The sequence below is a fragment of the Delftia acidovorans SPH-1 genome, assembly GCF_000018665.1.
GTDB lineage: Bacteria > Pseudomonadota > Gammaproteobacteria > Burkholderiales > Burkholderiaceae_C > Comamonas > Comamonas acidovorans.
In genome coordinates this window covers 5829529-5854415 of sequence record NC_010002.1, presented here as the reverse complement: position 1 = coordinate 5854415, position 24887 = coordinate 5829529, and the positions used below count along the sequence as shown (strand labels likewise).

23 protein-coding genes are annotated in these 24887 nt (G+C 64.6%); 17 read left to right on the top strand and 6 right to left on the bottom strand.

What is annotated here, in order from left to right:
* Positions 1-14 precede the first annotated feature (14 nt).
* From queF to DACI_RS26700, 4 genes are all read right to left on the bottom strand, one after another.
* Positions 15-863 carry an NADPH-dependent 7-cyano-7-deazaguanine reductase QueF gene (gene queF / locus DACI_RS26715; protein WP_012207083.1) on the bottom strand — a complete coding sequence of 283 codons (849 nt, stop codon included), beginning with the start codon at positions 861-863 and terminating at the stop codon, positions 15-17.
* Positions 864-1018: 155 nt separating this feature from the next.
* Complete coding sequence (locus tag DACI_RS26710) at positions 1019-1903, bottom strand: 2OG-Fe(II) oxygenase (protein ID WP_012207082.1); 885 nt, start codon at positions 1901-1903, stop codon at positions 1019-1021.
* Between the two features lie 80 nt (positions 1904-1983).
* Positions 1984-2769, bottom strand: a complete 786-nt coding sequence (gene yaaA / locus DACI_RS26705) for a peroxide stress protein YaaA (RefSeq protein ID WP_012207081.1) — start codon at positions 2767-2769, stop codon at positions 1984-1986.
* Between the two features lie 118 nt (positions 2770-2887).
* Complete coding sequence (locus tag DACI_RS26700) at positions 2888-6022, bottom strand: Rne/Rng family ribonuclease (protein WP_012207080.1); 3135 nt, start codon at positions 6020-6022, stop codon at positions 2888-2890.
* A 535-nt stretch (positions 6023-6557) separates the two neighbouring features.
* Between DACI_RS26700 and DACI_RS26690 the strand changes: the two genes are divergently transcribed.
* From DACI_RS26690 to DACI_RS26675, 4 genes are read left to right on the top strand one after another with little or no spacing between them, the layout of a single operon-like run.
* On the top strand, positions 6558-7619 hold the full coding sequence (locus tag DACI_RS26690) for an RluA family pseudouridine synthase (RefSeq protein WP_034396692.1): 1062 nt from the start codon (positions 6558-6560) through the stop codon (positions 7617-7619).
* A gap of 24 nt (positions 7620-7643) precedes the next feature.
* Entirely contained in the window at positions 7644-8330 is a 687-nt protein-coding gene (locus tag DACI_RS26685) for an HAD family hydrolase (RefSeq protein ID WP_012207078.1), read from the top strand.
* A 49-nt stretch (positions 8331-8379) separates the two neighbouring features.
* Positions 8380-8748 carry a Rieske (2Fe-2S) protein gene (locus DACI_RS26680; RefSeq protein WP_043782717.1) on the top strand — a complete coding sequence of 123 codons (369 nt, stop codon included), beginning with the start codon at positions 8380-8382 and terminating at the stop codon, positions 8746-8748.
* A gap of 1 nt (position 8749) precedes the next feature.
* Positions 8750-9796 (top strand): S49 family peptidase, encoded by a 1047-nt coding sequence (locus tag DACI_RS26675; RefSeq protein WP_012207076.1) that lies wholly within the window; start codon positions 8750-8752, stop codon positions 9794-9796.
* An 86-nt stretch (positions 9797-9882) separates the two neighbouring features.
* On the opposite strand, the gene DACI_RS26670 is transcribed toward DACI_RS26675, so the two are convergent.
* Positions 9883-10674: an SAM-dependent methyltransferase gene (locus tag DACI_RS26670; protein WP_012207075.1), complete on the bottom strand. Its 792-nt coding sequence runs from the start codon at positions 10672-10674 to the stop codon at positions 9883-9885.
* Positions 10671-11291 carry a Maf family nucleotide pyrophosphatase gene (locus DACI_RS26665; protein WP_012207074.1) on the bottom strand — a complete coding sequence of 207 codons (621 nt, stop codon included), beginning with the start codon at positions 11289-11291 and terminating at the stop codon, positions 10671-10673. Before DACI_RS26665 ends, DACI_RS26670 begins: the two co-directional genes overlap by 4 nt.
* A gap of 25 nt (positions 11292-11316) precedes the next feature.
* Here DACI_RS26665 and DACI_RS26660 point away from each other — a divergent pair, with 25 nt between their 5' ends.
* The 13 genes from DACI_RS26660 (at position 11317) to lepB (ending at position 24808) form a co-directional block, all read left to right on the top strand.
* The gene (locus DACI_RS26660; protein ID WP_012207073.1) at positions 11317-11874 is read left to right on the top strand and encodes a YceD family protein; all 558 of its coding nucleotides are present in this window, start codon (positions 11317-11319) and stop codon (positions 11872-11874) included.
* A gap of 137 nt (positions 11875-12011) precedes the next feature.
* Positions 12012-12194, top strand: coding sequence for a 50S ribosomal protein L32 (gene rpmF / locus DACI_RS26655; RefSeq protein ID WP_012207072.1), 183 nt, complete (start codon positions 12012-12014; stop codon positions 12192-12194).
* Positions 12195-12307: 113 nt separating this feature from the next.
* Positions 12308-13348 (top strand): phosphate acyltransferase PlsX, encoded by a 1041-nt coding sequence (plsX, locus tag DACI_RS26650; RefSeq protein WP_012207071.1) that lies wholly within the window; start codon positions 12308-12310, stop codon positions 13346-13348.
* Between the two features lie 5 nt (positions 13349-13353).
* Positions 13354-14331, top strand: a complete 978-nt coding sequence (locus tag DACI_RS26645) for a beta-ketoacyl-ACP synthase III (protein WP_012207070.1) — start codon at positions 13354-13356, stop codon at positions 14329-14331.
* A gap of 56 nt (positions 14332-14387) precedes the next feature.
* A complete protein-coding gene (gene fabD / locus DACI_RS26640) occupies positions 14388-15332 on the top strand; it encodes an ACP S-malonyltransferase (protein WP_043782712.1) in 945 nt (314 codons plus the stop codon).
* Positions 15329-16075, top strand: a complete 747-nt coding sequence (fabG, locus tag DACI_RS26635; RefSeq protein WP_012207068.1) for a 3-oxoacyl-ACP reductase FabG — start codon at positions 15329-15331, stop codon at positions 16073-16075. The genes fabD and fabG overlap by 4 nt, the downstream gene beginning before the upstream one ends.
* Before the next feature lie 149 nt (positions 16076-16224).
* Positions 16225-16464, top strand: coding sequence for an acyl carrier protein (acpP, locus tag DACI_RS26630; protein WP_003058049.1), 240 nt, complete (start codon positions 16225-16227; stop codon positions 16462-16464).
* A 39-nt stretch (positions 16465-16503) separates the two neighbouring features.
* Complete coding sequence (gene fabF / locus DACI_RS26625) at positions 16504-17748, top strand: beta-ketoacyl-ACP synthase II (protein WP_012207067.1); 1245 nt, start codon at positions 16504-16506, stop codon at positions 17746-17748.
* Positions 17749-18393: 645 nt separating this feature from the next.
* Complete coding sequence (gene rpoE, locus DACI_RS26620) at positions 18394-19023, top strand: RNA polymerase sigma factor RpoE (protein WP_043783676.1); 630 nt, start codon at positions 18394-18396, stop codon at positions 19021-19023.
* 77 nt (positions 19024-19100) lie between these two features.
* Positions 19101-19817, top strand: coding sequence for a sigma-E factor negative regulatory protein (locus DACI_RS26615; protein WP_012207065.1), 717 nt, complete (start codon positions 19101-19103; stop codon positions 19815-19817).
* Between the two features lie 304 nt (positions 19818-20121).
* Positions 20122-21594: a DegQ family serine endoprotease gene (locus DACI_RS26610; protein WP_043783674.1), complete on the top strand. Its 1473-nt coding sequence runs from the start codon at positions 20122-20124 to the stop codon at positions 21592-21594.
* Between the two features lie 428 nt (positions 21595-22022).
* Positions 22023-23831 (top strand): translation elongation factor 4, encoded by a 1809-nt coding sequence (gene lepA / locus DACI_RS26605; RefSeq protein ID WP_012207063.1) that lies wholly within the window; start codon positions 22023-22025, stop codon positions 23829-23831.
* A complete protein-coding gene (gene lepB / locus DACI_RS26600) occupies positions 23831-24808 on the top strand; it encodes a signal peptidase I (RefSeq protein ID WP_012207062.1) in 978 nt (325 codons plus the stop codon). The genes lepA and lepB overlap by 1 nt, the downstream gene beginning before the upstream one ends.
* The last annotated feature ends 79 nt before the right edge of the window (positions 24809-24887 follow it).

Genomic DNA, 24887 nt, shown 5'->3' with positions numbered 1-24887 from the left:
GCCGGCCGCCTCTTTTACTGCCGCGCCGAGCGCACGTTGGCCGGCAAGGCGCCAGGATGGCTGGTGCGGAACGGGTTGATGTCCAGGCCGCCACGGCGCGTGTAGCGTGCGTAGACCGAGAGCTTGAGGGGGCGGCAGCGCGTCCAGATGTCCATGAAGATGCGTTCCACGCATTGCTCATGGAATTCGTTGTGGTTGCGGAAGCTCACCAGGTATTGCAGCAGGCCTTCCTGGTCGATCTGCGCGCCGCTGTAGCGGATCTGCACGCTGCCCCAGTCGGGCTGGCCCGTGACCAGGCAGTTGCTCTTGAGCAGGTGGCTGACGAGGGTCTCGGTGACGGGCGCTTCCTCGTGGTTGGCGTGCAGCAGCTCTGGGGCGGGCTGGTACTGCGTGCATTCCACGTCCAGGCGGTCCAGCAGCAGGCCATCCAGTTCCTGCACCATTTCCTGGTCGAAGCGGTCCAGGCCGATGATCTTCACGCCGATGCTGCCCTTTTGCTCGCTGCCTCGCCATAGCGCTTCGGCCAGGTCGGTGCGAAGGCGTGCCTGGACTTCGGCCGCGTCGGCCAGGCGGGTGTTGTTGAAGCTGTTGAGGTAGAGCTTGAACGACTTGCTTTCGATGAGATTGGGGGTCTCGCAGGGAATCGTGAAATGCACGAGCGCCACCTGCGGCTTGCCGCGCAGGTTGAGCCAGGACAGCTCGAATGCCGTCCACAGGTCGGCGCCGAAGAAGGGCATCTGGCTGCCCTGAACGCCGATTTCTTCGCGCTTGGGCGCGCGGGGCAGGGGGAACAGCAGCGAGGGGGCGTACTGGTCGATGTAGGCGGAGCTTTTGCCCAGCTGGGATTGTTCGGGAGTGTTCATGGAAAAAGGGCCGGCCGTGCCGGCGCTGGTCAAGCCTGGACGGTCCGCGCGGAGCGCGTGGACCCAGGCTTTGAAGCTAACTGAATTTCCATGCCCGCAGGCATGGGCGGCCATATAAGGTCAATAAGGGTTGGTGCGCCCGGGTCCGATGGTGCTCAGTGGAATTCGCGTTCGCGCAGCCATTTGGTGGCGATCCATTTTTCGCCGGCCAGCACGGGCGCGCCGCCGTGCAGGGTACGCGTGGAGGGGTCGGGGCGCTCATAGCTGAAGAAGACGGCGTTGCCCCGGCGCGGCACGACTTGCAGCGGCACTTCGGGAAAGATGGTGGCGCCGCCCCGTTCGGGCTCGTTCAGGTAGATGACCAGGGTGCCCACGCGCTGGCCGCCGCGCTTGAGGATGGTGGGCGTGCCGGGTTCGCCGGGCGCGAAGTAGTCGTGGTGGGGCTTGTATTCGGCGCCAGGGCCGTAGTGCAGCACCTGCAGGCCTTCGCCATGGTCCAGCGGCCAGCGCAACAGGCGGGCGATGCGTTCTTCCAGCTGGCTGACGATGCCGGTTTCCCCGCGCTGGAAGAACATGCCGTTGCTGGTTCGGTCGTCATTGATCTCTTCGCCGCCGCTTTGCGTGGCCACCGTGAGCGAGCGCGCCATGCGCGGACGCGCGGCGGCGATGATGGCGTCGCACTCCTCGTGCGAGAGCAGGTTGCCGAAGACCACGATGCGCGGGTTGCGCATGCTGACCAGCACCTGGACCTGACGGTCGCCGACATCGATGCTGCTGGGGTCCTGGGCAAGGTCCGGTTCGGGCAGGCTCGAGGCCGAGACGACGACGGCCGGTGGCGACACCTCGCCCTGTTCGGGCAGGTCCAGCGCCCGCCTTGCCAGTTCTTCGCTCCAGCCCACGTCGCGCATGGAGCGCAGCAGGGCCGCAGGCCCTATGCCGGATGCGCGCTGGTCGCGCACCCATTGCATGAGTTCAGGCGTGAGACCCACGGGCAGGTCCTGTGCGGCGGTCTGGGAATCTGGTGAGGATTTGAGGCTCATGGCGTGCAGTGCGGCCCTTGCCGCAGTGAATGGACTCCAAAGGCATCGAGGCCGGGGCCGGCCGGTGGGGCCGGCGAGGCTCAGTCAGCGGTCTTGCGACGGAACACCAGGCGCGCAGGCGTCGAGGAAGCTGGCGCCAGCGCGTAGCCCTCCAGATCGAAGGCTTCGAGTTCAGCCGCGCTGCGAGCGCGTCGTTGTATGGCAAATCGTGCCATCAGCCCGCGCGCACGTTTGGCATGGAAGCTGATGATCTTGTAGGCGCCGTTCTTGTAATCCTCGAATGCGCATTCCACCACCGGGGGCTTGAGGTGCTTCAAGTCTACCGATTTGAAGTATTCCTGCGAAGCCAGGTTGACGATGACGCGCTCGCCCGCCGGCTGCCGGGCCGCGCGCTGGTTCAGGTGCTCGGCAATGCGGCTGCCCCAGAACTGGTAGAGATTGCTGCCATGCGCGGTTTCCAGCCGCGTGCCCATTTCCAGGCGGTAGGGCTGCATGCGGTCCAGCGGGCGCAGCACGCCGTACAGGCCGCTGAGGATGGCCAGGTGCTGCTGGGCCCAGTCCAGGTCCTCGGCATCCAGGCTGCGTGCCTGCAGGCCCTCGTAGACATCGCCGTTGAAGGCCAGCAGCGCCTGCCGGGCGTTGGTGGCCGTGAAGCGCGGGCTGAAGGCCTCGTAGCGCGCCACGTTGAGCGCGGCCAGCTTGTCGCTGATGCCCATCAGTTCCGACAGTTGCTGGGGCGACTGGCGGCGCAGCACTTCGATCAGCTCCAGCGGCTGTTCGGAGAAGACGGGAAGCGTGTGCGGCAGTTTCGGGGGCAGTGGGGTGTCGTAGTCCAGCGATTTGGCGGGGGAGAGCAGCAACAGCATGGCGGGACGGAAGCTCCTGGAAAGAGGTGGACGGAAGGCGTGGGGAGACGGATGAGGTGAGGGCGGAGGCGGAAACAAACAGGGGCCGCGAGGGCCCCTGTGTTGTCACTGTCTGTGGTCAGACCTGGGCCGCGCCCTGTGGCTGCGGCTGCTGCTCGAACGGCAGTTGCAGCTCGCTGAGGTCCTTGCGTGTTTCCACGAGGATCAGCGGGCCGTCATCCAGAGCGACCACGGGCGGGCGCTCGCGCACGACGCGCTCGGGCTGCGGTTCGGCGGCGATGGCTGCCTGGGCTGCCGCCACCTTGTCGGCATCGGAGCCCACCCATTGCAGGCCCGAAGCGGCGGCCAGCGCCTGCAGCTCGGACATGGGCAACTGGTAGGCCTGGACCTTGGGCAGGCCGCGTTCGGCGGTTGCTTCAACGGCCTTGGCTGCTGCGGGCACGACTGCCACTGCGGCAGGAGCGGCCACGGGTGCAGGTGCTGCCACGGGTGCCACCACGGGGGCGGGTGCGACCGGCGCGGGGGTCACCGCAGCCACGGGCGCGGGAGCGGCAATCTGCTGCTCGGGCACGGGGGCCGCGACGGGTTGCTGCACCGCTGGGGCTGCTGCAGCTGCTGCGGGCTGCGCAGGCACTTGCGCTTCGGCCATGGCTTCAGGAGCCTGGGCTTCGGCGGCAGGGCTGGCTGCGTTGAAGTAGCTGCGGCGGGCAGGCTGGTCCTGCTCGGGAGCGGCGGCTTCGAAGGATTGGACGGCTTCGCCCTCCGCTTCGCGCGGTGCGCGCTCTGCACGGTCACCGCGATCGCCACGCTCGCGGCGGTCACGGCCATAGCGGTCGCGCGAACGGCGCTGGCGCGGCTGCTCTTCGCCGGAGGCGGGGGCAGCGTTGTCCAGGGACGGGTCCTTTTGCTGGGCCTGGTTGTCCAGGTTCTCTTCGGTCTCGGGAGCGACTTCGAACTGGCGGGGCTGGCGCTCGCTGCGTTCGGCGCGTTCACCACGCTCGCCACGTTCGCGGCGGCCTTCACCGCGCTCCTGGCGCTCGCCACGCGGGGCGCGCTCGGGACGCTGCTCGATGGTGCTGCCATCTGCAGCGACAGCGGCCACGCCGTTCACGGCTTCCAGCGGCTGGCGGCTTTCACCGTCACGGTTGCGTTCACCACGGCTACGGCGTTCGCCGCGGTCGGCGCGCTCACCACGCTCGGCGCGCTCGCCACGATCCGGGCGCTCTCCACGCTCCGGGCGTTCACCGCGTTCAGTGCGCTCGCCACGCTCGGCATTGCGGCGGTTGCGGTCACCGTTGCCGGCCTGGCGTTCGGCATTGGGGGCGCCAGCGCGCTCGCCATTGCGCTCCGAGCGCTCGCCACGCTCACCATTGCGTTCGTTGCGGCGGCCACGGTTGTCGTTGCGGCCATCACGGCGAGCTTCGCGAGCGGGGGCTTCGGCGGCCGGAGCGGGCGCTGCGACCGGCGCAGGTGCCGCGCTAAAGCCGAACAGGCTCTTGAGCCAGGCAAAGAAGCCTTGCTCGCGGACCACGACGGGGGCGACGGCCGGTGCGGGCGCTGCAGCGGTTGCCGCAGGCTTGGCATCGCGCTGCTGGCCGTTGGCCGGGCGGTTGCGGCTGCCTTCGGGACGGGGCTCGGCGATGGGGGCCGGCATGTCGGGCAGCACGCCCTTGATCATGGGCGTCTGCTTGTTGGTGGGCTCCTGCGAGCGGCGCGTCACCGTGGTTTCCGCGTCCAGCTCCTCGGCCAGCTTGTAGCTGGCTTCCATGCTTTCCAGGCGCACGTCGTCGTGCTTGAGGCGCTCGAGCTTGTAGTGCGGCGTGTCCATGGACTTGTTGGGAACCATGATCACGTTGACGCGCTGCTTGAGTTCGATCTTGGTGATCTCGCCACGCTTTTCGTTGAGCAGGAAGCTGGCCACTTCCACGGGCACCTGGCAGTGCACGGCGGCCGTGTTGTCCTTCATGGACTCTTCCTGGATGATGCGCAGGATCTGCAGCGCCGAGCTTTCCGTGTCACGCACGTGGCCGGAGCCACCGCAGCGCGGGCAGTTGATGTGCGCGCCTTCGGACAGGGCGGGCTTGAGGCGCTGGCGGCTCATCTCCATGAGGCCGAACTTGCTGATGGTGCCGAACTGCACGCGGGCACGGTCCTGGCGCAGCGCGTCGCGCAGGCGGTTCTCGACCTCGCGGCGGTTCTTGCTCTCCTCCATGTCGATGAAGTCGATGACGATCAGGCCGCCCAGGTCACGCAGGCGCATCTGGCGCGCGACTTCGTCGGCGGCTTCCAGGTTGGTGCGGGTGGCGGTTTCCTCGATGTCTCCGCCCTTGATGGCGCGGGCCGAGTTCACGTCGATGGAGACCAGCGCTTCGGTGTGGTCGATGACGATGGCGCCGCCCGAGGGCAGGGTCACGGTGCGTGCGTAGGCCGATTCGATCTGGTGCTCGATCTGGAAGCGGCTGAACAGCGGGGCGTCGTCACGGTAGCGTTTGACGCGGGCGGCATGCTCGGGCATGACGTGCTGCATGAACTGCTGCGCCTGCTCGTAGATGTCGTCGGTGTCGATGAGGATGTCGCCGATGTCGCCGTTGAAGTAGTCGCGGATGGCGCGGATCACCAGGCTCGATTCCTGGTAGATCAGGAAGGCGCCCTTGGCCGACTTGGCGGCGCCATCGATGGCGTTCCACAGCTTGAGCAGGTAGTTCAGGTCCCACTGCAGTTCGGGCGCGGTGCGGCCGATGCCGGCGGTGCGCGCAATGATGGACATGCCCTTGGGGTACTCAAGCTGGTCCATCGCCTCCTTGAGTTCGGCACGGTCCTCGCCCTCGATGCGGCGCGAGACACCACCGCCGCGCGGGTTGTTGGGCATCAGCACCACGTAGCGGCCGGCCAGCGAGATGAAGGTGGTCAGGGCCGCGCCCTTGTTGCCGCGCTCTTCCTTCTCGACCTGGACGATCAGTTCCTGGCCTTCGCGGATGACTTCGTTGATGCGGGCCTGGCTGGGGGAGACGCCTTCGGCGAAATACTGCTTGGAGATTTCCTTGAAGGGCAGGAAGCCGTGGCGGTCCTCGCCGTAATCGACGAAGCAGGCCTCGAGGCTGGGCTCCACGCGCGTGACCACGGCCTTGTAGATGTTGCCCTTGCGCTGCTCGCGCCCTTCGATTTCGATTTCGTAGTCGAGCAGCTTCTGGCCATCGACGATGGCAAGGCGACGTTCTTCCGACTGCGTGGCGTTGATGAGCATCCGTTTCATGATGCGTTTCCTTTATTCGTTTTCTCTGGGGCGCGCCGGAGTGCAGCCTCTGCTGCCAGACCGTCACGCCTTTGACTCGTAATCAAAGACAGGCTCGCGAGGGAGCCGAGATGCCGGACTGACGCGTCGAAACGAAAGGAATCGCCGGATGCCCTGATGCTTGAGACCTGGCTCAAGTCAGCAATGGGGGCAAGGGCAGGGGGACGAGAGCGATGAGAGAGGCACGCCGTCCAGCTTCAAGCGAAGCTGCTGCACGTGCGGGGCAGGCGGGAGGCTTGGGGGCGGCAATGATCCTGGGCGCAGGCGTTTTCCTGCTCCACAGCGTGACCATCCATGCCCAAAAGATCCACATGCTCGCTTTTGATCCGCTGGCAGCGGTGGACGCCGGGTCCGACCCCTTCTGCCAGCTTGAGATTCCGTATCAGTGTTTCAATTCGTCAGCCACAACCGATGCAACGACGAACTTCGCAGGCCATCTTTTCCTGCTGTTTCGCGTGCATGACACCGGATGGCATCGACCTGCCTGTGCGGGGAAATGGTTGTTTGGACTAAACTCCATGAGAATCAACCACTTATAAATAGTTCGGCACAGGTGAAACACATTATAGAGGGCAAACCGGCAGACGACCGTTCCCTGAACGCAGCCACTGCCGCAGTGCGGCTGATCGAAGTCGATGACGATTCGGCCGGACAGCGGTTGGACAACTTTCTCATACGCCATCTCAAGGGCGTTCCCAAGACCCATGTCTATCGCATCATCCGCAGTGGAGAAGTGCGCATCAACAAAGGGCGCGTCAGTGCGGAAACCCGCGTTTCTACCGGCGATATCGTCCGCATACCGCCCGTGCGCATTTCCGAAAAAGTCGCCGAAAAGGCCGAGCGGCCAGCGCCAGCCAGGGATTTCCCCAGTCTGCTGGAAGACGAGCACCTGATCGCCATCGACAAGCCCGCCGGTGTGGCCGTGCATGGCGGATCGGGTGTGAGTTTTGGTGTCATCGAGCAACTGCGCCAGGCGCGGCCGCAAAGCCGTTTTCTGGAGCTGGTGCATCGGCTCGACCGCGAGACATCCGGCATCTTGCTGGTGGCCAAGAAGCGCTCGGCGCTGACGCATCTGCAGGACCAGTTCCGCGAGCGCGAGACCGGCAAGACCTACCTGGCCCTGGTCCAGGGCACCTGGCCGGCCAACCACAAGGTGATTGATCTGCCGCTGCACAAATACCTGCAGGCCGACGGCGAACGCCGCGTGCGGGTGACCACGGCCGATGATCCTGACGGCATGCGCTCCGTCACGCTGGTGCGCGTTCGCAGCACGCTGGCGCCCCAGCCCCTGCTGGGACTGCCGGCCATGAGCCTGCTGGAGGTGACCATCAAGACCGGGCGCACGCACCAGATCCGCGTGCACCTGTCCAGCCAGGGGCACCCGATTGCGGGCGATGACAAATATGGCGACTTCGACCTGAACCGACGCCTGCAGAAACAGGGGCTCAAACGCATGTTCCTGCACGCATGGCGGCTACAGTTCACCCACCCGGCCAGTGGCGAGCGGGTGGAGCTGCGCGCCGAGCTTCCCGAAGAACTGGCCCGTTTCGCCGGCTGACGCTGGCTCTGACTCCTTGTAGATATGACAAATCCTGGTTCTTCCGAGATGCACCGTGCGCGCCGCTTCGATCTCATTGCCTTCGACTGGGATGGGACGCTGTCGGATTCCACCGCGGTGATCGTCAAGTGCATTCAGGCGGCCGTGGCCGATGTGGGGGGCACGCCTCCCAGCGATGAGGCGGCGTCCTATGTGATCGGCATGGCGCTGATGCCCGCATTGGCGCGTGCAGCGCCCGATGTGCCGCCCGAAAAATACCCCGAGCTGGGCAACCGCTATCGCCACCATTTCATCAAGCACCAGGACGACATCAGCCTGTTCGCCGGCGTGCTGCCCATGCTGGCGGCGCTGCGCGAGCGAGGGCACCTGCTGGCCGTGGCCACGGGCAAGAGCCGGCGTGGTCTGAACGATGCGCTGCAGGACCCGCAGCTGCGCGGCATGTTCGACAGCTCGCGCACGGCGGACGAGACCGCCGGCAAGCCGAATCCGCTGATGCTGCAGGAGCTGATGGCCGAATTTGGTGCGGACCCTTCGCGGGTGCTGATGATCGGCGACACCACGCACGACCTGGAACTGGCCCGCAATGCAGGCTGTGCCAGCGTGGGCGTGGGCTATGGCGCGCATCCCACCGACGGCTTTGGCGTGCTGAAGCCGTTGCATGTGGCGCAGAGTGTTGCGGATTTGCATCAGTGGCTGTTGGCCCATGGCTGAGTCGTCATGCCCGCGTCAGCGCGTGGATTCATGCTCGTGAGGTGTGCCGTTGACCGTTGAACGCATCGTTCTGTGCGCCAGCGATGCCCTGCAGGAAGGGGCGAATGCCGTGCCTTTCGACGTGGTCTACGCGGGTCATGCCTGCCGCGCATTCGCCATCCGCTTCGAGGGACAGGTGCATGCCTATCTGAATCGCTGCACCCATGTGGCCATGGAGATGGACTACCAGCCGGACCGCTTTTTCGATGACACCGGACGCTGGCTGCTGTGCGCCACCCATGGAGCGGCCTACGCGCCCGACAGCGGCGCCTGCGCTGGCGGGCCCTGCCGTGGCGGCCTTGTGAAAATCTCCCTGAGCGAAAGCGCGGGGTTGGTGCACTGGCATACTGCCGATAACCTGAAACCCGTCGAGTTCTGACATGACTTCCCCCATACCTCCGGAAAATCCTGGCTCCGCATCGCACCCATCCCCGGGTGCGGACCTGTGGGCCCGGGCCACGCCCGCCACGGCGGCTGCCGATGCGCGCACGGCGGCATCGAGCGGCTGGGAGCGGGAGGTGCTGGAAAAGCTGGTCTTCGCCACCATCAACGAGCAGCGTGCCTCGCGCCGCTGGCGCCTGTTTGGCCGCCTGCTGTGGACGGCGCTCATCCTCGTGGTGCTGTGGGTGCTGTTTGCCAAGGACACGGCGACCACGACCAGTTCCTCCCCGCACACGGCCGTGGTCGAGGTCAAGGGCGAGATCGCCGCAGGTGCCGACGCCAGCGCGGAATTCGTGGTGGCCGCCATGCGCAGTGCCTTCGAGGATTCGGGCTCGCGCGCCGTGGTGCTGCTGATCAACTCGCCGGGCGGCAGCCCTGTGCAGGCCGGCATCATCAATGACGAAATCGTGCGGCTCAAGGGCAAGTACGACAAGCCCCTGTATGCCGTGGTGGAAGAGACCTGTGCTTCGGCCGCCTACTACATTGCCGCCGCCGCCGATGAGATCTTTGTGGACAAGGCCAGCATCGTGGGCAGCATCGGCGTGCTCATGGATGGCTTTGGCTTCACCGGCGCCATGGAAAAGCTCGGCGTGGAGCGCCGCCTGCTGACGGCTGGCGAGAACAAGGGTTTCCTGGACCCGTTCAGCCCCATGTCCGAAGGGCAGCGCGAACATGCCCACAAGATGCTGGGCCAGATCCACTCGCAGTTCATCAACGTGGTCAAGGCTGGCCGTGGTGACCGCCTGCATGAGACGCCCGAGACTTTCAGCGGCCTGTTCTGGACCGGCCAGCAGGCGGTGGAGATGGGCCTGGCCGACAAGCTGGGCAGTCTTGACTATGTGGCCCGTGAAGTGGTCAAGGCGGAAGAGGTGGTGGATTACACGCGCCGCGACAACGTGGCCGAGCGCCTGGCCAAGCGTTTCGGCGCGGCTTTTGGCGGCGGTGCGGTGCAGGCACTGCGTTCCAGCCTCCCGGCTCTGCGCTGATTCTTGCGGGGTTTCCCGCTCGGGTCTGCCAAGACGAAAAAGCCCGCCTTCTTGTCGAAGGCGGGCTTTTTCGCTGGTGGGTGGCTTCAGCGGCCGATGGAGAACACCACCGGCGTGCGGTTGTCCGGCGCTTCCTTGTGCTGGCGCCACTCGCGCACCAGCCGGCTTTCGATGCGGGCGCTCTCCAGCGTCAGGCCGCAGGCCAACGCCAAACGGGTATGGGGTTGCAGCGTCTGCAGCAGGGCTTGCCAAAGCGCGGCGTTGCGGTAGGGCGTCTCGATGAACTGCTGGGTCTGGCCTTGGCGCAATGCCAGGGCTTCAAGCTCCTTGATGCGCTGTACCCGTCCGCCGGCATCCTGGGGCAGGTAGCCCACAAAGGCATAGTTCTGTCCGTTGAGCCCGCTGGCGGCCAGCGCCAGCAGCAGCGATACGGGTCCGATCAGCGGCATGACGCGTATGCCCAAATCGTGCGCGGCGCGCACGATGGAGCTGCCGGGGTCGGCCACGGCGGGCATTCCGGCCTCGCTGACCAGTCCCATGTCGTGTCCGGCCAGCAAGGGGGCGAGCAGTGGCTTGGCGTCAAAGACGGCGGCACCCTTGTCGCCATGGTCCCCCTTCTTGTGGGCCTCGCGCGGCAGCTCGGTGATCTGCTGGGTCTGCAAGGGCTGGGCCAGTGCATGCAGCGCGTCGATGCGCTTGAGATAGGCGCGTGTGCTCTTGGCGTTTTCGCAGATCCAGTGGGTCAGCCGCGCAGCGGTGCGCAGTGTCCCATCGGGCAGGACCTGCGTCAGCGGCGTTTGCTCATCGCAGCCGAAGTCCAGCGGAGCGGGCACCAGGTAGAGCGTTCCTGTCAGGGGCTTGGTGATGGCATCGCTCATGGCAGCACGGCTCCTGCGGCGCGCAGCAACTGGCATGTGCGGATCAGCGGAAGGCCGATCAGTGCCGTGGGGTCGTCGCTGACGATGGCGTCGAGCAGGGCAATGCCCAGGCCCTCGCTCTTGGCGCTGCCTGCGCAGTCATAAGGCTGCTCGGCGCGCAGGTAGCGCTCGATTTCCGCATCGTTGAGATCGCGAAAGCGCACCTGAACCGTCACCACGTCGGTCTCGGAAAAGCCGATTTCCTGGCAGACCACGCTCACGGCAGTGTGGAAGTTCATCTGGCGCCCGCTCATCTGGCGCAACTGTTCGGTGGCGCGTTCATGGTTGCCGGGCTTGGACAGCGGCAGGCCATCGAGCTCGGGCACCTGGTCGGAGCCGATGACAACGGCGCCGGGGTGCAGCGCAGCCACGGCCTGGGCCTTGGCCAGGGCCAGGCGCAGGGAAAGGGCGTGCGGTGTCTCTCCTGCCAGAGGTGTTTCATCGACTTCCGGGGAGACGGTCTGGAATGGCAGCCGCAGCCGCTCCAGGAGTTCGCGGCGGTAGCGTGAGGTGGAGCCAAGAATCAGGGGACGCGCCAGGCCGGGAGCCTGGGCTAAGGCGGGGTGGGGAGCTTGCATGCCCGGATTCTCTTACACTGCCCGCATGAGCAAGGAATTTTCTGCGGCCCGCCTCGATGTTCGCGCTTTCGCGCAATCGCAGGGCCATCTTCAGGACCAGACAACACTGTCAGTCTTCCCGCGTCTGGCCCAGGATGCGCAGCCGGATGCCGGTGACACGCATGGCCAGGTGCACTGGCAGGCGGACGGCGAGCTGGTCGAGCAGACCGGCGGCCCCGGTCAGGTGTGGCTGTATCTGCAGGCCGATGCCGTCGTGCCCATGGTGTGCCAGCGCTGCCTAGCCCTGGCGCCCATCACCCTGCAGGTTGATCGGTCTTTTCGCTTTGTTGTGGATGAAGCCACGGCCGAGTCCGAGGACGATGAAAGCGATGAGGACCTGCTGGTGCTCAGCCGCGAGTTCAATCTGCTCGAACTCATAGAGGACGAGTTGCTCATGGAACTGCCCGTGGTGCCGCGTCACGATGTCTGCCCCGAGTCTGTGAGCCTGCAGTCCAGCGACGCGGACTTCGAGCAGGCCATCGAGGACAAGCCCAATCCGTTCGCCGTCCTTCGCGGTCTGGATGTGGGCAAATCTGCAGACTGATCGAGATGCCCGGAAAAAAGGTCGAGGCCGGGAAAAGCGATTGCGCTATAATCAAGGGCTTCGCGCGAAACCCCCTCGTGTCTTTAATGGGCTGATCGCGTTTTTTACCAACCCTTTTCAGATACACAGGAGCCATCATGGCTGTTCAGCAGAACAAGAAGTCCCCCTCCAAGCGCGGTATGCACCGTTCGCACAATGCACTGAATGTGCCTGGCATCGCCGTGGAACCCACCACGGGTGAAACCCACCTGCGTCACCACATCAGCCCCAACGGCGTGTACCGCGGCCGTCAAGTGCTGAAGAACAAGTCCGAAGCCTGACCTTCGACCGTTCCCGCAGAGCCCGCGGCTACAGTTTTCGTAGCGCGGGCTTTTGTTTTTTCTGATGGCCGTTCCTATCTTTCCAGGCCTTGCAACAGGCTTGCCAGTCGCTCATGATCACTTTGGCCGTTGACTGCATGGGGGGTGATCACGGCCCCCGCGTCACGCTCGCGGCGTGCCGCCAGTTCCTCGATTCCCATTCCGACGCCCGGCTGCTGCTGGTCGGCCAGCCCGATGCGCTGGCTGGCTTTGCGCATGAGCGCGCCAGCGTGGTGCCGGCCTCGGAAGTCGTCGGCATGGATGACCCGATCGAGGTGGCGCTGCGCAGGAAGAAGGATTCCTCGATGCGCGTCGCCATCCAGCAGGTCAAGGATGGCCAGGCTGCTGCTGCCGTGTCTGCTGGGAATACGGGTGCGCTGATGGCCATCTCGCGCTACCTGCTCAAGACGCTGGATGGCATCGATCGCCCCGCCATCGCTCCCCAGTTGCCCAATGCCAAGGGTGGTGCCACCACGGTGCTGGACCTGGGTGCCAACGTGGATTGCTCGGCCGAGCATCTGCTGCAGTTCGCCGTCATGGGCTCGGCCCTGGTGTCTGCGCTGAACAACGAAGAGGCGCCTTCGGTGGGCCTGCTCAATATCGGCGAAGAGCAGATCAAGGGCAGCGAAGTCATCAAGCGTGCGGGCGAACTGTTGCGTGCGGCCGGCAAGGCCGGTCACCTGAACTTCTACGGAAACGTCGAAGGCAACGATATCTTCAAGGGCACGACCCAGGTCGTGGTCTGTGACGGCTTTGTGGGCAACGTGGCCCTCAAGTCTTCCGAGGGGGTGGCGTCCATGATCTCCAATGCCCTCAAGCAGGAGTTCAAGCGCAACATCTTCACCAAAATGGCTGCAATCGTTGCCTATCCGGTGTTAACTGCGTTGATGAAGCGCGTGGACCATCGGCGTCACAACGGTGCGGCGCTGCTGGGTCTTCGTGGGCTGGTGTTCAAAAGCCATGGGTCAGCCGATGCCTTGGCTTTCGAGCACGCGCTGAACCGCGCGTATGATGCGGCCCGCAACAACCTGCTCGACCGTGTCCGTACCCGCATCTCCGCAGCCCTGCCTCTTTTGCTGGCTGCGCAGTCGGAATCAGGACCGTCGGCGCCCTAATACAGATGAGACGCTACGCACGCATCACCGGCACGGGCAGCTACCTGCCACCCCGCCGACTCACCAATCACGATCTGGCTGCCGAACTGGCCCAGCGTGGCATCGAGACCTCGGACGAGTGGATCGTCGAGCGCACCGGCATCCATGCCCGTCACTTTGCCGCGCCCGACGTGGCCAGCAGCGATCTGGCCCTGGAGGCGTCGAAGAAGGCGCTGGAGGCCGCTGGCTGCCAGCCACAGGACATCGACCTGATCATCGTCGCCACCTCGACGCCCGACATGGTCTTCCCCTCCACGGCCTGCATCCTGCAGAACAAGCTTGGCGCCAACGGCTGCGCGGCCTTTGACGTGCAGGCTGTGTGCAGCGGCTTTGTCTACGCTCTCACGGTGGCCGATGCCATGATCCAGTCCGGCGCCGCAAGCCGCGCGCTGGTGGTGGGTTCCGAAGTCTTCAGCCGCATCCTTGATTTCAACGACCGCACGACCTGCGTGCTGTTCGGCGATGGCGCCGGCGCGGTGGTGCTGGAGGCGTCCGAGCAGCCTGGGATCCTGGCGTCCGACCTGCATGCCGATGGCAAGCATGTCGGCATCCTCTGCGTGCCGGGCAATGTATCCGGTGGACAGGTGCTCGGCGATCCGCTGCTGAAGATGGATGGACAGGCCGTGTTCAAGCTGGCGGTCGGCGTGCTGGAAAAGGCCGCCCGCGCGACGCTGGACAAGGCCGGGCTCACCGATGCCGACATCGACTGGCTGATCCCTCACCAGGCCAACATCCGCATCATGCAAAGCACGGCGCGCAAGCTCAAGCTGTCCATGGACAAGGTGGTGGTGACCGTGGACCAGCATGGCAATACCTCGGCCGCCTCGATCCCGCTGGCGCTGGACCACGGCGTGCGCAATGGCCAGGTCAAGCCTGGGCAGACCGTGCTGCTGGAAGGCGTGGGCGGTGGCTTCACCTGGGGTGCGGTGCTTCTCAAGATGTGATGCGGGATGCCTGCCTGTCGGCAGGCTCCCATGGCGCGGCTTTTATTTTTGAAAATATGAAGAAGTTTGCATTCGTCTTTCCTGGCCAGGGCTCGCAATCGGTGGGCATGCTCGACGGATGGGGTGACCATCCTGTCGTGGCGCAGACGCTGGCCGAAGCGTCCGAGGCGCTGGGTGAAAACATCGGCCAGCTGATCCAGCAAGGACCGAAGGAAGCCCTGGCGCTCACCACCAACACCCAGCCCGTGATGCTGGTGGCCGGTGTGGCCGCCTGGCGCGTGTGGCAGGCCGAAGGCGGCGCGCTGCCCGATGCCGTGGCAGGCCATTCGCTGGGCGAGTATTCCGCCCTGGTCGCCTCGGGCGTGCTGACGCTGTCCCAGGCTGCCCCGCTGGTGCGCCTGCGTGCTGCAGCCATGCAGGAGGCCGTGCCCGTGGGCACGGGCGCCATGGCGGCCATCCTGGGCCTGGACGCCGACAAGGTGCGCGCAGGCTGCGCCGAGGTCACGGCTGCCCTGGGTGGCGCTGAAGTCGTCGAAGCCGTCAATTTCAACGATCCTTCGCAGACCGTGATCGCCGGCAGCAAGGCTGCTGTCGAAAAGGCCTGCGAAGCCCTCAAGGCCGCAGGCGCCAAGCGTGCCCTGCCGTTGCCCGTGTCGGCGCCGTTCCATTCCAGCCTGATGAAGCCTGCGGCTGAAAAGCTCAAGGCGGCGCTGGCTGCCACGGCGCTGGCTGCGCCGCAGATTCCCGTGCTCAACAACATCGACGTGGCGGTTGAGCAAGACGCCGACGCCATCCGCGATGCGCTGTATCGCCAGGCCTTTGGCCCGGTGCGCTGGGTGGAGTGCGTGCAGGCCATGAAGGCGCGCGGCATCGTGCATCTCGTCGAGTGCGGTCCCGGCAAGGTGCTCATGGGCCTGACCAAGCGGATTGACGCGGACCTGACGGCCGCTGCCCTCTATGATCCGGCCACGCTGGCCGACGTGAAAGAATCCCTCGCATGACTGACAACCAGAACAAGCCCCAGGTTGCCCTGGTGACGGGTGCCTCGCGTGGCATTGGTGCTGCCATTGCCCAGGAGCTGGCATCGCGCGGCTACCGCGTGATCGGCACGGCCACCACCGACGGCGGCGCGGAAAAGATCGGCCAGGCCCTGTCGGCCCATGAGGGCTGCCGCGGCGTGAACCTCAATGTCACGGATGGGGCGGCCGTCGATGCCTTGATCGACAGCATCGTCAAGAATGACGGCGGCCTGCATGTGCTGGTCAACAACGCCGGCATCACGCGCGACACCCTGGCCATGCGCATGAAGGACGACGACTGGGATGCGGTGATCGACACCAATCTCAAGGCGGTTTTCCGAGTCAGCCGTACGGCCATTCGGCCCATGATGAAGCAGCGTTTTGGCCGCATCATCAACATCACCAGCGTCGTTGGCGCCTCCGGCAACCCCGGTCAGGCCAACTATGCAGCCGCCAAGGCCGGCGTTGCCGGCATGACGCGCGCGCTGGCCCGTGAACTGGGCAGCCGCGGCATCACGGTCAATTGCGTGGCGCCTGGCTTCATTGCCACCGACATGACGGCGGAGCTGCCCGAAGAGCAGAAGAACGCCCTCAAATCGCAGATCGCCATGGGCGATCTGGGCCAGCCCAGCGACATCGCCCATGCCGTGGCCTACCTCGCATCTGCGGGTGCGGGATACGTCACCGGCCAGGAATTGCACGTCAACGGCGGCATGTACATGTAAGTGCTGCGGCGGCTTCGGGCAGACCCCTGCCAGAAGCCGGCGTTGCTTGCAACAGAAGAGGCCGTTTCCTCGCGACGGCCGGCTGAAGAGGGCCTGAGGCCCGAAGCAGCTAGAATCGCGGGTTCATTCACAACCCCCAGAGGGAAACCATGAGCGATATCGAAGCACGTGTCAAAAAAATCATTGCCGAACAACTCGGCGTTGAAGAGTCTCAAGTCACCAACGAAAAGGCCTTCGTGGCTGATCTGGGTGCTGACTCCCTGGACACGGTGGAGCTGGTGATGGCCCTGGAAGATGAATTCGGCATCGAGATCCCCGACGAAGACGCGGAAAAGATCACGACGGTGCAAAACGCCATCGACTACGCCAACACCCACCAGAAGGCCTGATAGGGCCCTGACCCGAGCGATCAGCAGAAGGTTTTACGCATGAGCCGTCGTCGCGTTGTCGTGACCGGCCTGGGTTGCATCTCCCCCGTGGGTAACACGGTGGGCGACGCCTGGGCCAATCTTTTGGCCGGCCAGTCCGGCATTGACCTCATCACCAAGTTCGATGCCTCGAACTTTGCCTGCAAGATTGCAGGCGAGGTCAAGGGATTCGATGTGGAGTCGTACATGAGCGCCAAGGATGCGCGCTCTATGGACACCTTCATCCATTACGGCATCGCTGCTGCGGCGCAAGCCGTGCAGGACTCAGGTCTGCCCACGGGCGAGGCCTTGTCGGATGATCTGGCCACGCGCATCGGCTGTGTGATCGGTTCGGGCATCGGCGGCTTGCCGCTGATCGAGAACACCCACGCGGAACTGGCTGCGCGCGGACCGCGCCGCATCACGCCGTTCTTCGTGCCTGCCTCCATCATCAACATGGTGGCTGGCCATGTGTCCATGCGCTTCGGCTTCAAGGGGCCGAATCTTGCCGTGGTGACTGCCTGCACGACCGGGCTGCACTGCATAGGCGAGGCAGGACGCATGATCGAATACGGCGATGCCGATGTGGTGGTGGCTGGTGGCACGGAAGCCACGGTCTCCCCCCTGGGCGTCGGCGGCTTTGCCGCCATGCGCGCCCTGTCCACGCGCAATGATGATCCCAAGGCCGCTTCGCGCCCCTGGGACAAGGACCGCGACGGCTTCGTGCTGGGCGAAGGCGCGGGCGTGCTGGTGCTGGAAGAGTACGAGCATGCCAAGGCCCGCGGTGCCAAGATCTACGCTGAACTGTGCGGCTACGGCATGAGTGCCGACGCCGGCCACATGACGGCACCCAACATGGACGGCCCGCGCCGCGCCATGCTGGCAGCTTTGCGAAATGCCGGCATCAATGCCGACCAGATCGACTATTTGAACGCGCACGGCACTTCCACGCCGCTGGGTGACCTCAACGAGACCAACGCCATCAAGGCGGCTCTGGGCGATCACGCCAAGAAAATCGTTGTCAGTTCGACCAAGTCCATGACAGGTCACCTGCTGGGTGGTGCTGGTGGCATCGAGAGCGTCTTCACCGTGCTGGCACTGCACGAACAAAAGATTCCTCCGACCATCAACCTGGACAACCAGGACCCGGAGTGCGATCTCGACTACTGCGCCAATACGGCGCGGGACGCGACGATCGAGGTGGCGGTGAAGAACAACTTCGGCTTCGGAGGCACCAACGGAACGCTGGTGTTCAAGCGGGTCTGAGGCCTGCGCAACGCACATGAAAAGCCCGCCCCGCAAGGGAGCGGGCTTTTTTATTTCGCGCATGTGCCAGGTGGAAGCAGGATAAATGTCGGTCATGCTGCGGTTTTGCGACACTGCAGGCATGCCGTCTCGCCATGCGCCGCCCGCAGTTCGCCATCCGCTGAAGCCATCGCGCACTGTGGCAGCATGCCTTTGTGCGCTTTGGCTGCTGGCCGCCATGCTTTTGCTGGCATGGGCCTTGAATCTCCAGGCTGGGTGGTGGCCTGCAGCCGTGGCCGTTGCGGTTTGCCTGGTTGCTGCTGCAGGCATGCGGCATGGATGGCACAGCCTGGGTAAAGGTTTCATCGCCTGGGATGGCGTGCAGTGGTCGATCTGCGAGTCGGACCCAGGCCAGGCTGCGCAGCCGGTGCTGCTGCAGGTGCGAGCCGATGGTGGATCGTGGTTGTGGGTGCAGGTCCGTCCCCTGGGTTCCATGGGGCCGGCGGGGCCCTTGCGTTGGCGCAGCTCCCGCTGGCTGCTCCTGTTGTGCAGGCAGAGTCCGGAAACCTGGGGTGATTTGCGGCGTGCTGTATATTCCCCGGCCAGACCTACAGAACGGGCGCAATGACTGCGCCATGGCCGCCGCGGCCCGTCTTCACCGATTTCATGACGCCTCCCGAATTCCCGCCTTCTTCTGCCGATAGCGACCTGGCTCTGGTCGAGCGCACCAACGCAGGAGACATGCGGGCCTTCGAGCTGCTGGTCATCAAGTACCAGCGCCGCATCGAGCGCCTCATCGGCCGCATGGTGCGCGACGTGGATCTGGTGCCGGACATTGCGCAGGAAACCTTCATCCGCGCCTATCGGGCCCTGCACCAGTTTAGGGGTGATGCCCAGTTCTATACCTGGCTGTACCGCATTGCCGTGAATACTGCCAAGAAGGCGCTGCTGGACATGAAGCGCTCGCCGCTGATCACCGAAAGCGCGTTACACAACGGGGATGACGATGATGAAACTTCCCGGGTCAGCCAGGAACTAACCACCGAAGAAACGCCCGAAACGATCCTGGCAGCCCAGGAAATTGCCCAGGCAGTCAACGCCGCCATGGAGGCTTTGCCCGAGGATCTCCGACAGGCTGTCACGTTGCGGGAAATCGAAGGCCTGAGCTACGAGGAAATCTCGAACGCCATGGGTTGCCCCATCGGCACCGTGCGCTCACGGATTTTTCGCGCACGGGAAGCGATTTCAGCCAGGGTCAAGCCTTTGCTGGAGCGCCAGTCGGGCAAGCGTTGGTAGGCGTGACGGAGTTGTGGCCGCCGGGTGGTGCATTTTTTGGGTACAGGGTCTCAAAGCAGACAAGCAGGTGATTGATCATGAATGACGATCTGACGAAGCGCGAACAATTGTCGGCATTGGCTGATGGTGAACTCTCTGCCGCAGAGTTGCAGGCCGTGCTGGCCTATGCGGAAAGCGATGCAGGCCAGCAGGAGTGGCGCATGTACCACCTCGTGGGCGATGTGCTGCGTTCCCCGGAATTGGCGCATCACAGCCGGCATGATGTGCTCTCCGGAATCCGCGCCCAACTGGCCAACGAGCCTCGCCGTCCGCTGGTTTCCGTGGCCACTGAAGAGCTGGCGCAAATTGCGCATCCGGCGCAGGATCGGGCTGTGATCAATGGAGCGCCGCTGCGCGATGCGGCCAATGCCTCGGTATTTCGCTGGAAGATGGCGGCGGGCTTTGCCTCCGTGGCGGCCGTGGCTGCCATTGGTTGGAGCGTGATGCTGGGCGCGCCTGCCGGTCCCGGCGCGGCGCCGGGCCGCGCCCTGGCGGCCCTTGAGACGGGTGCTCCGTCGGCGCCGGTTGCGGTGGCTGGCAATGCCCAGGACTTCCCGCTTGGCGATACGGCCCAGTCTTCCTCGGTCGTGGCGGTGGCCGGATCCTACGGGCAGAGCGTGATGCTGCGTGATCCGCGCCTGGATGCGCTGCTGGCCTCCCATCCGCAATACAGTGGGCCGGCCACGTTGCAGATGCCTGCCAGCTTCTTGCGCAACGCCAACTTCGCCTCGGCACCGCGCGCCAACCAGCGCTGAATCTCACAGGAGAGCATTGCTCTCCTGCCTTCTTTTGCACCCGCGTCCAGCCTTTCGGCATTGAAATGGACGCGGGTGCAGTCATTTGTGCTCCATGCACGGCGGCTCGCGCCCCATGCATGCTGCCGATTCGGGAACTAACCGCGTCTTTCAGGCTTCTGAGCCATCGTCTGGCCGATGCTCGCCAGGACTGCGCCAGAATGTGACGTTCGTCCGAAAGCAAGTCGGCTGCCATGTGTCCGAACAAACCGCCTGGGCGCGATGGCGTCGGGGCAACGTAATGATTGAGATGGAAAGGATGACCATGACCACTGTTCGATGGAAGACGCTGCAGTCCTGCACACTGGCCGGCGTTCTGGCGCTGGCTGCAGGCAGCGCAGGAATGCTGGTGCCGGTGAGTGCCGCCCATGCGCAAAGTGGCGCCGTGGTGAGGGGGCTGCCGGACTTCACCGATCTGGTCGAGCAGGTCGGCCCTTCCGTGGTCAACATCCGCACGCTGGAGAAGGTATCCGCCAACTCCGCCGAGGCGCTGGGCATGGACGAGGACATGCTCGAATTCTTCCGCCGCTTCGGCCTGCCCGTGCCCAATGTGCCGCGCCAACGTCCCCAACCGCGGTCACAGCCTGACGAGGAGCAGCCGCGCGGCGTGGGTTCCGGCTTCATCCTGACGGCCGATGGCTTTGTGATGACCAATGCCCACGTGGTTGAAGGCGCTGACGAGGTCATCGTCACGCTGACCGACAAGCGCGAGTTCAAGGCCAAGATCGTGGGCAGCGACAAGCGCACCGACGTGGCCGTGGTCAAGATCGACGCCACAGGGCTGCCTGCCGTGAAGATCGGCGATGTGAACCGCCTCAAGGTCGGCGAGTGGGTGATGGCCATCGGCTCGCCCTTCGGCCTCGACAACTCCGTCACGGCGGGCATCGTCAGTGCCAAGCAGCGCGATACGGGCGACTATCTGCCGTTCATCCAGACCGATGTGGCCATCAACCCCGGCAACTCGGGCGGCCCGTTGCTGAACATGCGCGGCGAGGTCGTGGGCATCAACAGCCAGATCTATTCGCGCTCCGGCGGCTTCATGGGTATCAGCTTCGCGATTCCGATCGATGAGGCCGTGCGTGTCAGCGACCAGCTGCGCGCCACCGGCAAGGTCACGCGGGGCCGCATTGGCGTGCAGATCGGTCCGGTCACCAAGGACATTGCCGAATCCATTGGCCTGGGCAAGGCGCAGGGCGCACTGGTCTCGGCCGTCGAACCGGATTCGCCCGCTGCCAAGGCGGGCGTCGAGGCCGGTGACGTGATCATCAAGTTCGACGGCAAGGCCATCGACAAGGTGGCCGACCTGCCGCGCCTGGTGGGCAATACCAAGCCCGGCACACGCAGCACCATCACCGTCTTCCGTCGCGGCGCAGCCAAGGATCTGACCATGGTGATCGCCGAGGTCGAGCCCGACGGCGCGGCTCCGCAGGCCAAGGCCACCGGCAAGGGCAGCACCCTGGTTTCCCAGCCGCTGGGCCTGACGCTGGCCGAGCTCACGGATGCCCAGAAGAAGGAGCTGGGCATCAAGGGCGGCGTGCGCGTGACGGCTGCCGTCGAGGCTGCGGCACGTGCGGGCCTGCGCGAAGGCGACGTGATCCTGCAACTGGCCAATGTCGAGATCACGGGGCTCAAGAGCTTCGAGGCCACGCTGGCCAAGGTGGACAAGAGCAAGCCCGTGAACCTGCTGGTGCGCCGTGGGGAATGGGCGCAGTACGTGCTGATCCGTCCGGCGCGCTGAGGCCGCAGGGGAGGGCGGTTTTCCGGATCCTGGGGAATACCCTCGGAATCCTGACCCGGAGCCGCCCATGCCCCTTGGGGCATTGGGTAAAATGCCCCACCAAAGCGTGACGGCTCAAGGCGTCAGAAACCTGTTTTCAAAGGGGATTGTTGCGGTGCAAAAGCACCGCACTATCCGGTGATCGACGGGCGAGAAATGGCTCGGCGGTTCTGTTGATAAACTGTTGATAAATAATTGTGACAGATCAAGCCCGGACCTTTGCAGGCCTTGTCAGGGCTTGGTTTTCAGCCCGTTTTGCCTACAATAAAGTCCCAACTATCGCAGTTGCCAGAGATTGTTGGTTCGGGGCGCGTCGTTCATGGACGCGCCCTTTTTTCTTGCGCGCCGGCCCTGTCGTTTTCCACTTTCACTAGCAGTCCTTCCCGTTGATGAACCACATCAGAAATTTTTCCATCATTGCGCACATCGACCATGGCAAGTCGACGCTGGCTGACCGCCTCATCCAGCGTTGCGGAGGCTTGGCTGACCGTGACATGGAAGCCCAGGTGCTGGACTCGATGGATATCGAGAAAGAGCGCGGCATCACCATCAAGGCGCAGACCGCAGCCCTGCAGTACAAGGCCAAGGATGGCCAGGTCTACAACCTCAACCTCATCGACACACCCGGCCACGTGGACTTCTCGTATGAAGTCTCGCGTTCGCTGTCTGCCTGCGAGGGAGCGCTGCTGGTGGTGGACGCCTCGCAGGGCGTCGAGGCGCAGACCGTGGCCAACTGCTACACCGCGCTGGAACTCGGCGTGGAAGTGACGGCTGTTCTCAACAAGATGGATCTGCCCCAGGCCGATCCCGAAAATGCCAGGGCCGAGATCGAGGATGTCATCGGCATCGATGCCAGCGACGCCATTCCCTGCTCGGCCAAGACCGGCATGGGCATCGAGGAGATCCTGGAGGCGGTGGTCGCCAAAGTGCCGCCGCCAAAGGGCGATCCCAATGGCCAGCTGCGCGCCATGATCATCGACAGCTGGTTCGACACCTATGTCGGCGTCGTGATGCTGGTGCGCGTGGTCGATGGTGAACTCAAGCGTGGCGAGCGCTTCAAGATGATGGCCTCGGGCGCTGCCTATGAAGCCAACAACCTGGGCGTGTTCACCCCGGCCGACGTGCCGCGCGACGTGCTGCGCGCCGGCGAGGTGGGCTACATCATTGCCGGCATCAAGGAGCTCAAGGCAGCCAAGGTGGGCGACACCATCACGCTGGAAAAGAAGCTTCCCAACAATCTGGGTCCTGCCACCGAGGCCCTGCCCGGCTTCAAGGAAATCAAGCCCCAGGTGTTCGCGGGTCTGTACCCCACCGAAGCCAGCGAGTACGACCAGCTGCGCGATGCGCTGGAGAAGCTGCAGCTCAACGATTCGTCCCTGCAGTTTGAGCCTGAAGTCTCGCAGGCGCTGGGCTTCGGCTTTCGCTGCGGCTTCCTGGGCCTGCTGCACATGGAAATCGTGCAGGAGCGCCTGGAGCGCGAATTCGACCAGGACCTGATCACCACCGCGCCCAGCGTGGTCTACGAAGTGGTCAAGGGCGATGGCGAGGTCATCCAGGTCGAGAACCCGTCCAAGATGCCCGATGCCGGCCGTATCGAGGAGGTGCGCGAGCCCATCGTCACCGTCCACCTGTACATGCCCCAGGACTATGTGGGCCCGGTGATGACGCTGGCCAACCAGAAGCGCGGCGTGCAGATCAACATGCAATACCACGGCCGCCAGGTGATGCTCACCTATGAGATGCCGCTGGGCGAAATCGTGCTGGACTTCTTCGACAAGCTCAAGTCGGTCTCGCGCGGCTACGCCTCCATGGACTATGAGTTCAAGGAGTACCGCGCCTCCGATGTGGTGAAGGTGGACATCCTGCTCAACGGCGAGAAGGTCGATGCGCTGTCCATCATCGTGCACCGCTCCCAGGCCACGTACCGCGGCCGGGCCGTGGTGGCCAAGATGCGCGAGATCATCAGCCGCCAGATGTTCGATGTGGCCATACAGGCCGCCATCGGCGCCAACATCATTGCGCGGGAAACCGTCAAGGCCATGCGCAAGAACGTGCTGGCCAAGTGCTACGGCGGCGACATCACCCGCAAGCGCAAGCTGCTGGAAAAGCAAAAGGCCGGCAAGAAGCGCATGAAGCAGATCGGATCGGTGGAAGTGCCCCAGGAGGCCTTCCTGGCCATCCTGCAAGTGGAGGATTGATGCAAGCCATGCAATGGATTACGGCCGTCGTACTCGCGGCCTTCGTGGGCTATATCGGCGCCTGGTACACAGGCTTCATCGAGGGCAACTTCGCGCTGCTGCTGTTCCTGGCCACCGTGGTCACGGGCCTGTACTGGGTGGCCGAGCGGCTGTACTTCCTGCCGCGCCGCCGCCGCGCTGCCGTGGCCATCGAGGAGGCTGCCGTGGCACGCCGCGCAGAACTCGACCGCATGGGCATCGCCAAGACCGACATCGAGGTGTCGGAAGAGGCCAAGGGCCGCATCCTCATGCAGCCCTGGTGGCTGGACTGGACGGCAGGCCTGTTCCCGGTGATCGCGATCGTCTTCGTGCTGCGCTCGTTCCTGTTCGAGCCGTTCAAGATCCCGTCTGGCTCCATGATCCCCACGCTGCTCGTGGGCGACCTGATCCTGGTGAACAAGTTCACCTATGGCGTGCGCCTGCCGGTGATCAACACCAAGATCACGCAGGGAACGCCGCTGCAGCGTGGCGATGTGGTGGTGTTCCGCTACCCTCCCCAGCCCAGCCTGGACTACATCAAGCGGGTGGTGGGCCTGCCGGGCGACGAGATCGCCTACCTGAACAAGCGGCTGACGATCAATGGCAAGGAAGTCCCGGTCAATGCACTGCCCGACTTCTTCGACAAGGATGCGATGCGCTACTTCAAGCAGTACGAGGAGTCGCTGGGCGACAAGCCGCACCGCATGATCGTGAACCAGGACGTGCCCGCCTTCATCCAGGGCGCCAGCGGCTTCGAGTTCCGCGAGAACTGCCGCTACAGCGTCGAAGGCATCACCTGCAAGGTGCCGGAAGGCCAGTACTTCATGATGGGCGACAACCGCGACAACTCGCTGGATTCCCGCTACTGGGGCTTTGTGCCCGACAAGAACATCGTGGGCCGGGCTTTCTTTGTCTGGATGAACTTCGGGGATTTCAAGCGCATCGGCAGCTTCCATTGATCACATCACATCACATGCATGCCTGAGGACCGCAGTGGCCCGGGCATGCGCGAGGGATTCACATCGGAGGAGGAAAAAG

Coding starts and splice junctions, on each gene's coding strand:
- queF (WP_012207083.1), bottom strand. CDS start 863: ATGAACACTCCCGAACAATCCCAGCTGGGCAAAAGCTCCGCCTACATC.
- DACI_RS26710 (WP_012207082.1), bottom strand. CDS start 1,903: ATGAGCCTCAAATCCTCACCAGATTCCCAGACCGCCGCACAGGACCTG.
- yaaA (WP_012207081.1), bottom strand. CDS start 2,769: ATGCTGTTGCTGCTCTCCCCCGCCAAATCGCTGGACTACGACACCCCA.
- DACI_RS26700 (WP_012207080.1), bottom strand. CDS start 6,022: ATGAAACGGATGCTCATCAACGCCACGCAGTCGGAAGAACGTCGCCTT.
- DACI_RS26690 (WP_034396692.1), top strand. CDS start 6,558: ATGGTTGTTTGGACTAAACTCCATGAGAATCAACCACTTATAAATAGT.
- DACI_RS26685 (WP_012207078.1), top strand. CDS start 7,644: ATGACAAATCCTGGTTCTTCCGAGATGCACCGTGCGCGCCGCTTCGAT.
- DACI_RS26675 (WP_012207076.1), top strand. CDS start 8,750: ATGACTTCCCCCATACCTCCGGAAAATCCTGGCTCCGCATCGCACCCA.
- DACI_RS26670 (WP_012207075.1), bottom strand. CDS start 10,674: ATGAGCGATGCCATCACCAAGCCCCTGACAGGAACGCTCTACCTGGTG.
- DACI_RS26665 (WP_012207074.1), bottom strand. CDS start 11,291: ATGCAAGCTCCCCACCCCGCCTTAGCCCAGGCTCCCGGCCTGGCGCGT.
- DACI_RS26660 (WP_012207073.1), top strand. CDS start 11,317: ATGAGCAAGGAATTTTCTGCGGCCCGCCTCGATGTTCGCGCTTTCGCG.
- rpmF (WP_012207072.1), top strand. CDS start 12,012: ATGGCTGTTCAGCAGAACAAGAAGTCCCCCTCCAAGCGCGGTATGCAC.
- plsX (WP_012207071.1), top strand. CDS start 12,308: ATGATCACTTTGGCCGTTGACTGCATGGGGGGTGATCACGGCCCCCGC.
- DACI_RS26645 (WP_012207070.1), top strand. CDS start 13,354: ATGAGACGCTACGCACGCATCACCGGCACGGGCAGCTACCTGCCACCC.
- fabD (WP_043782712.1), top strand. CDS start 14,388: ATGAAGAAGTTTGCATTCGTCTTTCCTGGCCAGGGCTCGCAATCGGTG.
- fabG (WP_012207068.1), top strand. CDS start 15,329: ATGACTGACAACCAGAACAAGCCCCAGGTTGCCCTGGTGACGGGTGCC.
- acpP (WP_003058049.1), top strand. CDS start 16,225: ATGAGCGATATCGAAGCACGTGTCAAAAAAATCATTGCCGAACAACTC.
- fabF (WP_012207067.1), top strand. CDS start 16,504: ATGAGCCGTCGTCGCGTTGTCGTGACCGGCCTGGGTTGCATCTCCCCC.
- rpoE (WP_043783676.1), top strand. CDS start 18,394: ATGACGCCTCCCGAATTCCCGCCTTCTTCTGCCGATAGCGACCTGGCT.
- DACI_RS26615 (WP_012207065.1), top strand. CDS start 19,101: ATGAATGACGATCTGACGAAGCGCGAACAATTGTCGGCATTGGCTGAT.
- DACI_RS26610 (WP_043783674.1), top strand. CDS start 20,122: ATGACCACTGTTCGATGGAAGACGCTGCAGTCCTGCACACTGGCCGGC.
- lepA (WP_012207063.1), top strand. CDS start 22,023: ATGAACCACATCAGAAATTTTTCCATCATTGCGCACATCGACCATGGC.
- lepB (WP_012207062.1), top strand. CDS start 23,831: ATGCAAGCCATGCAATGGATTACGGCCGTCGTACTCGCGGCCTTCGTG.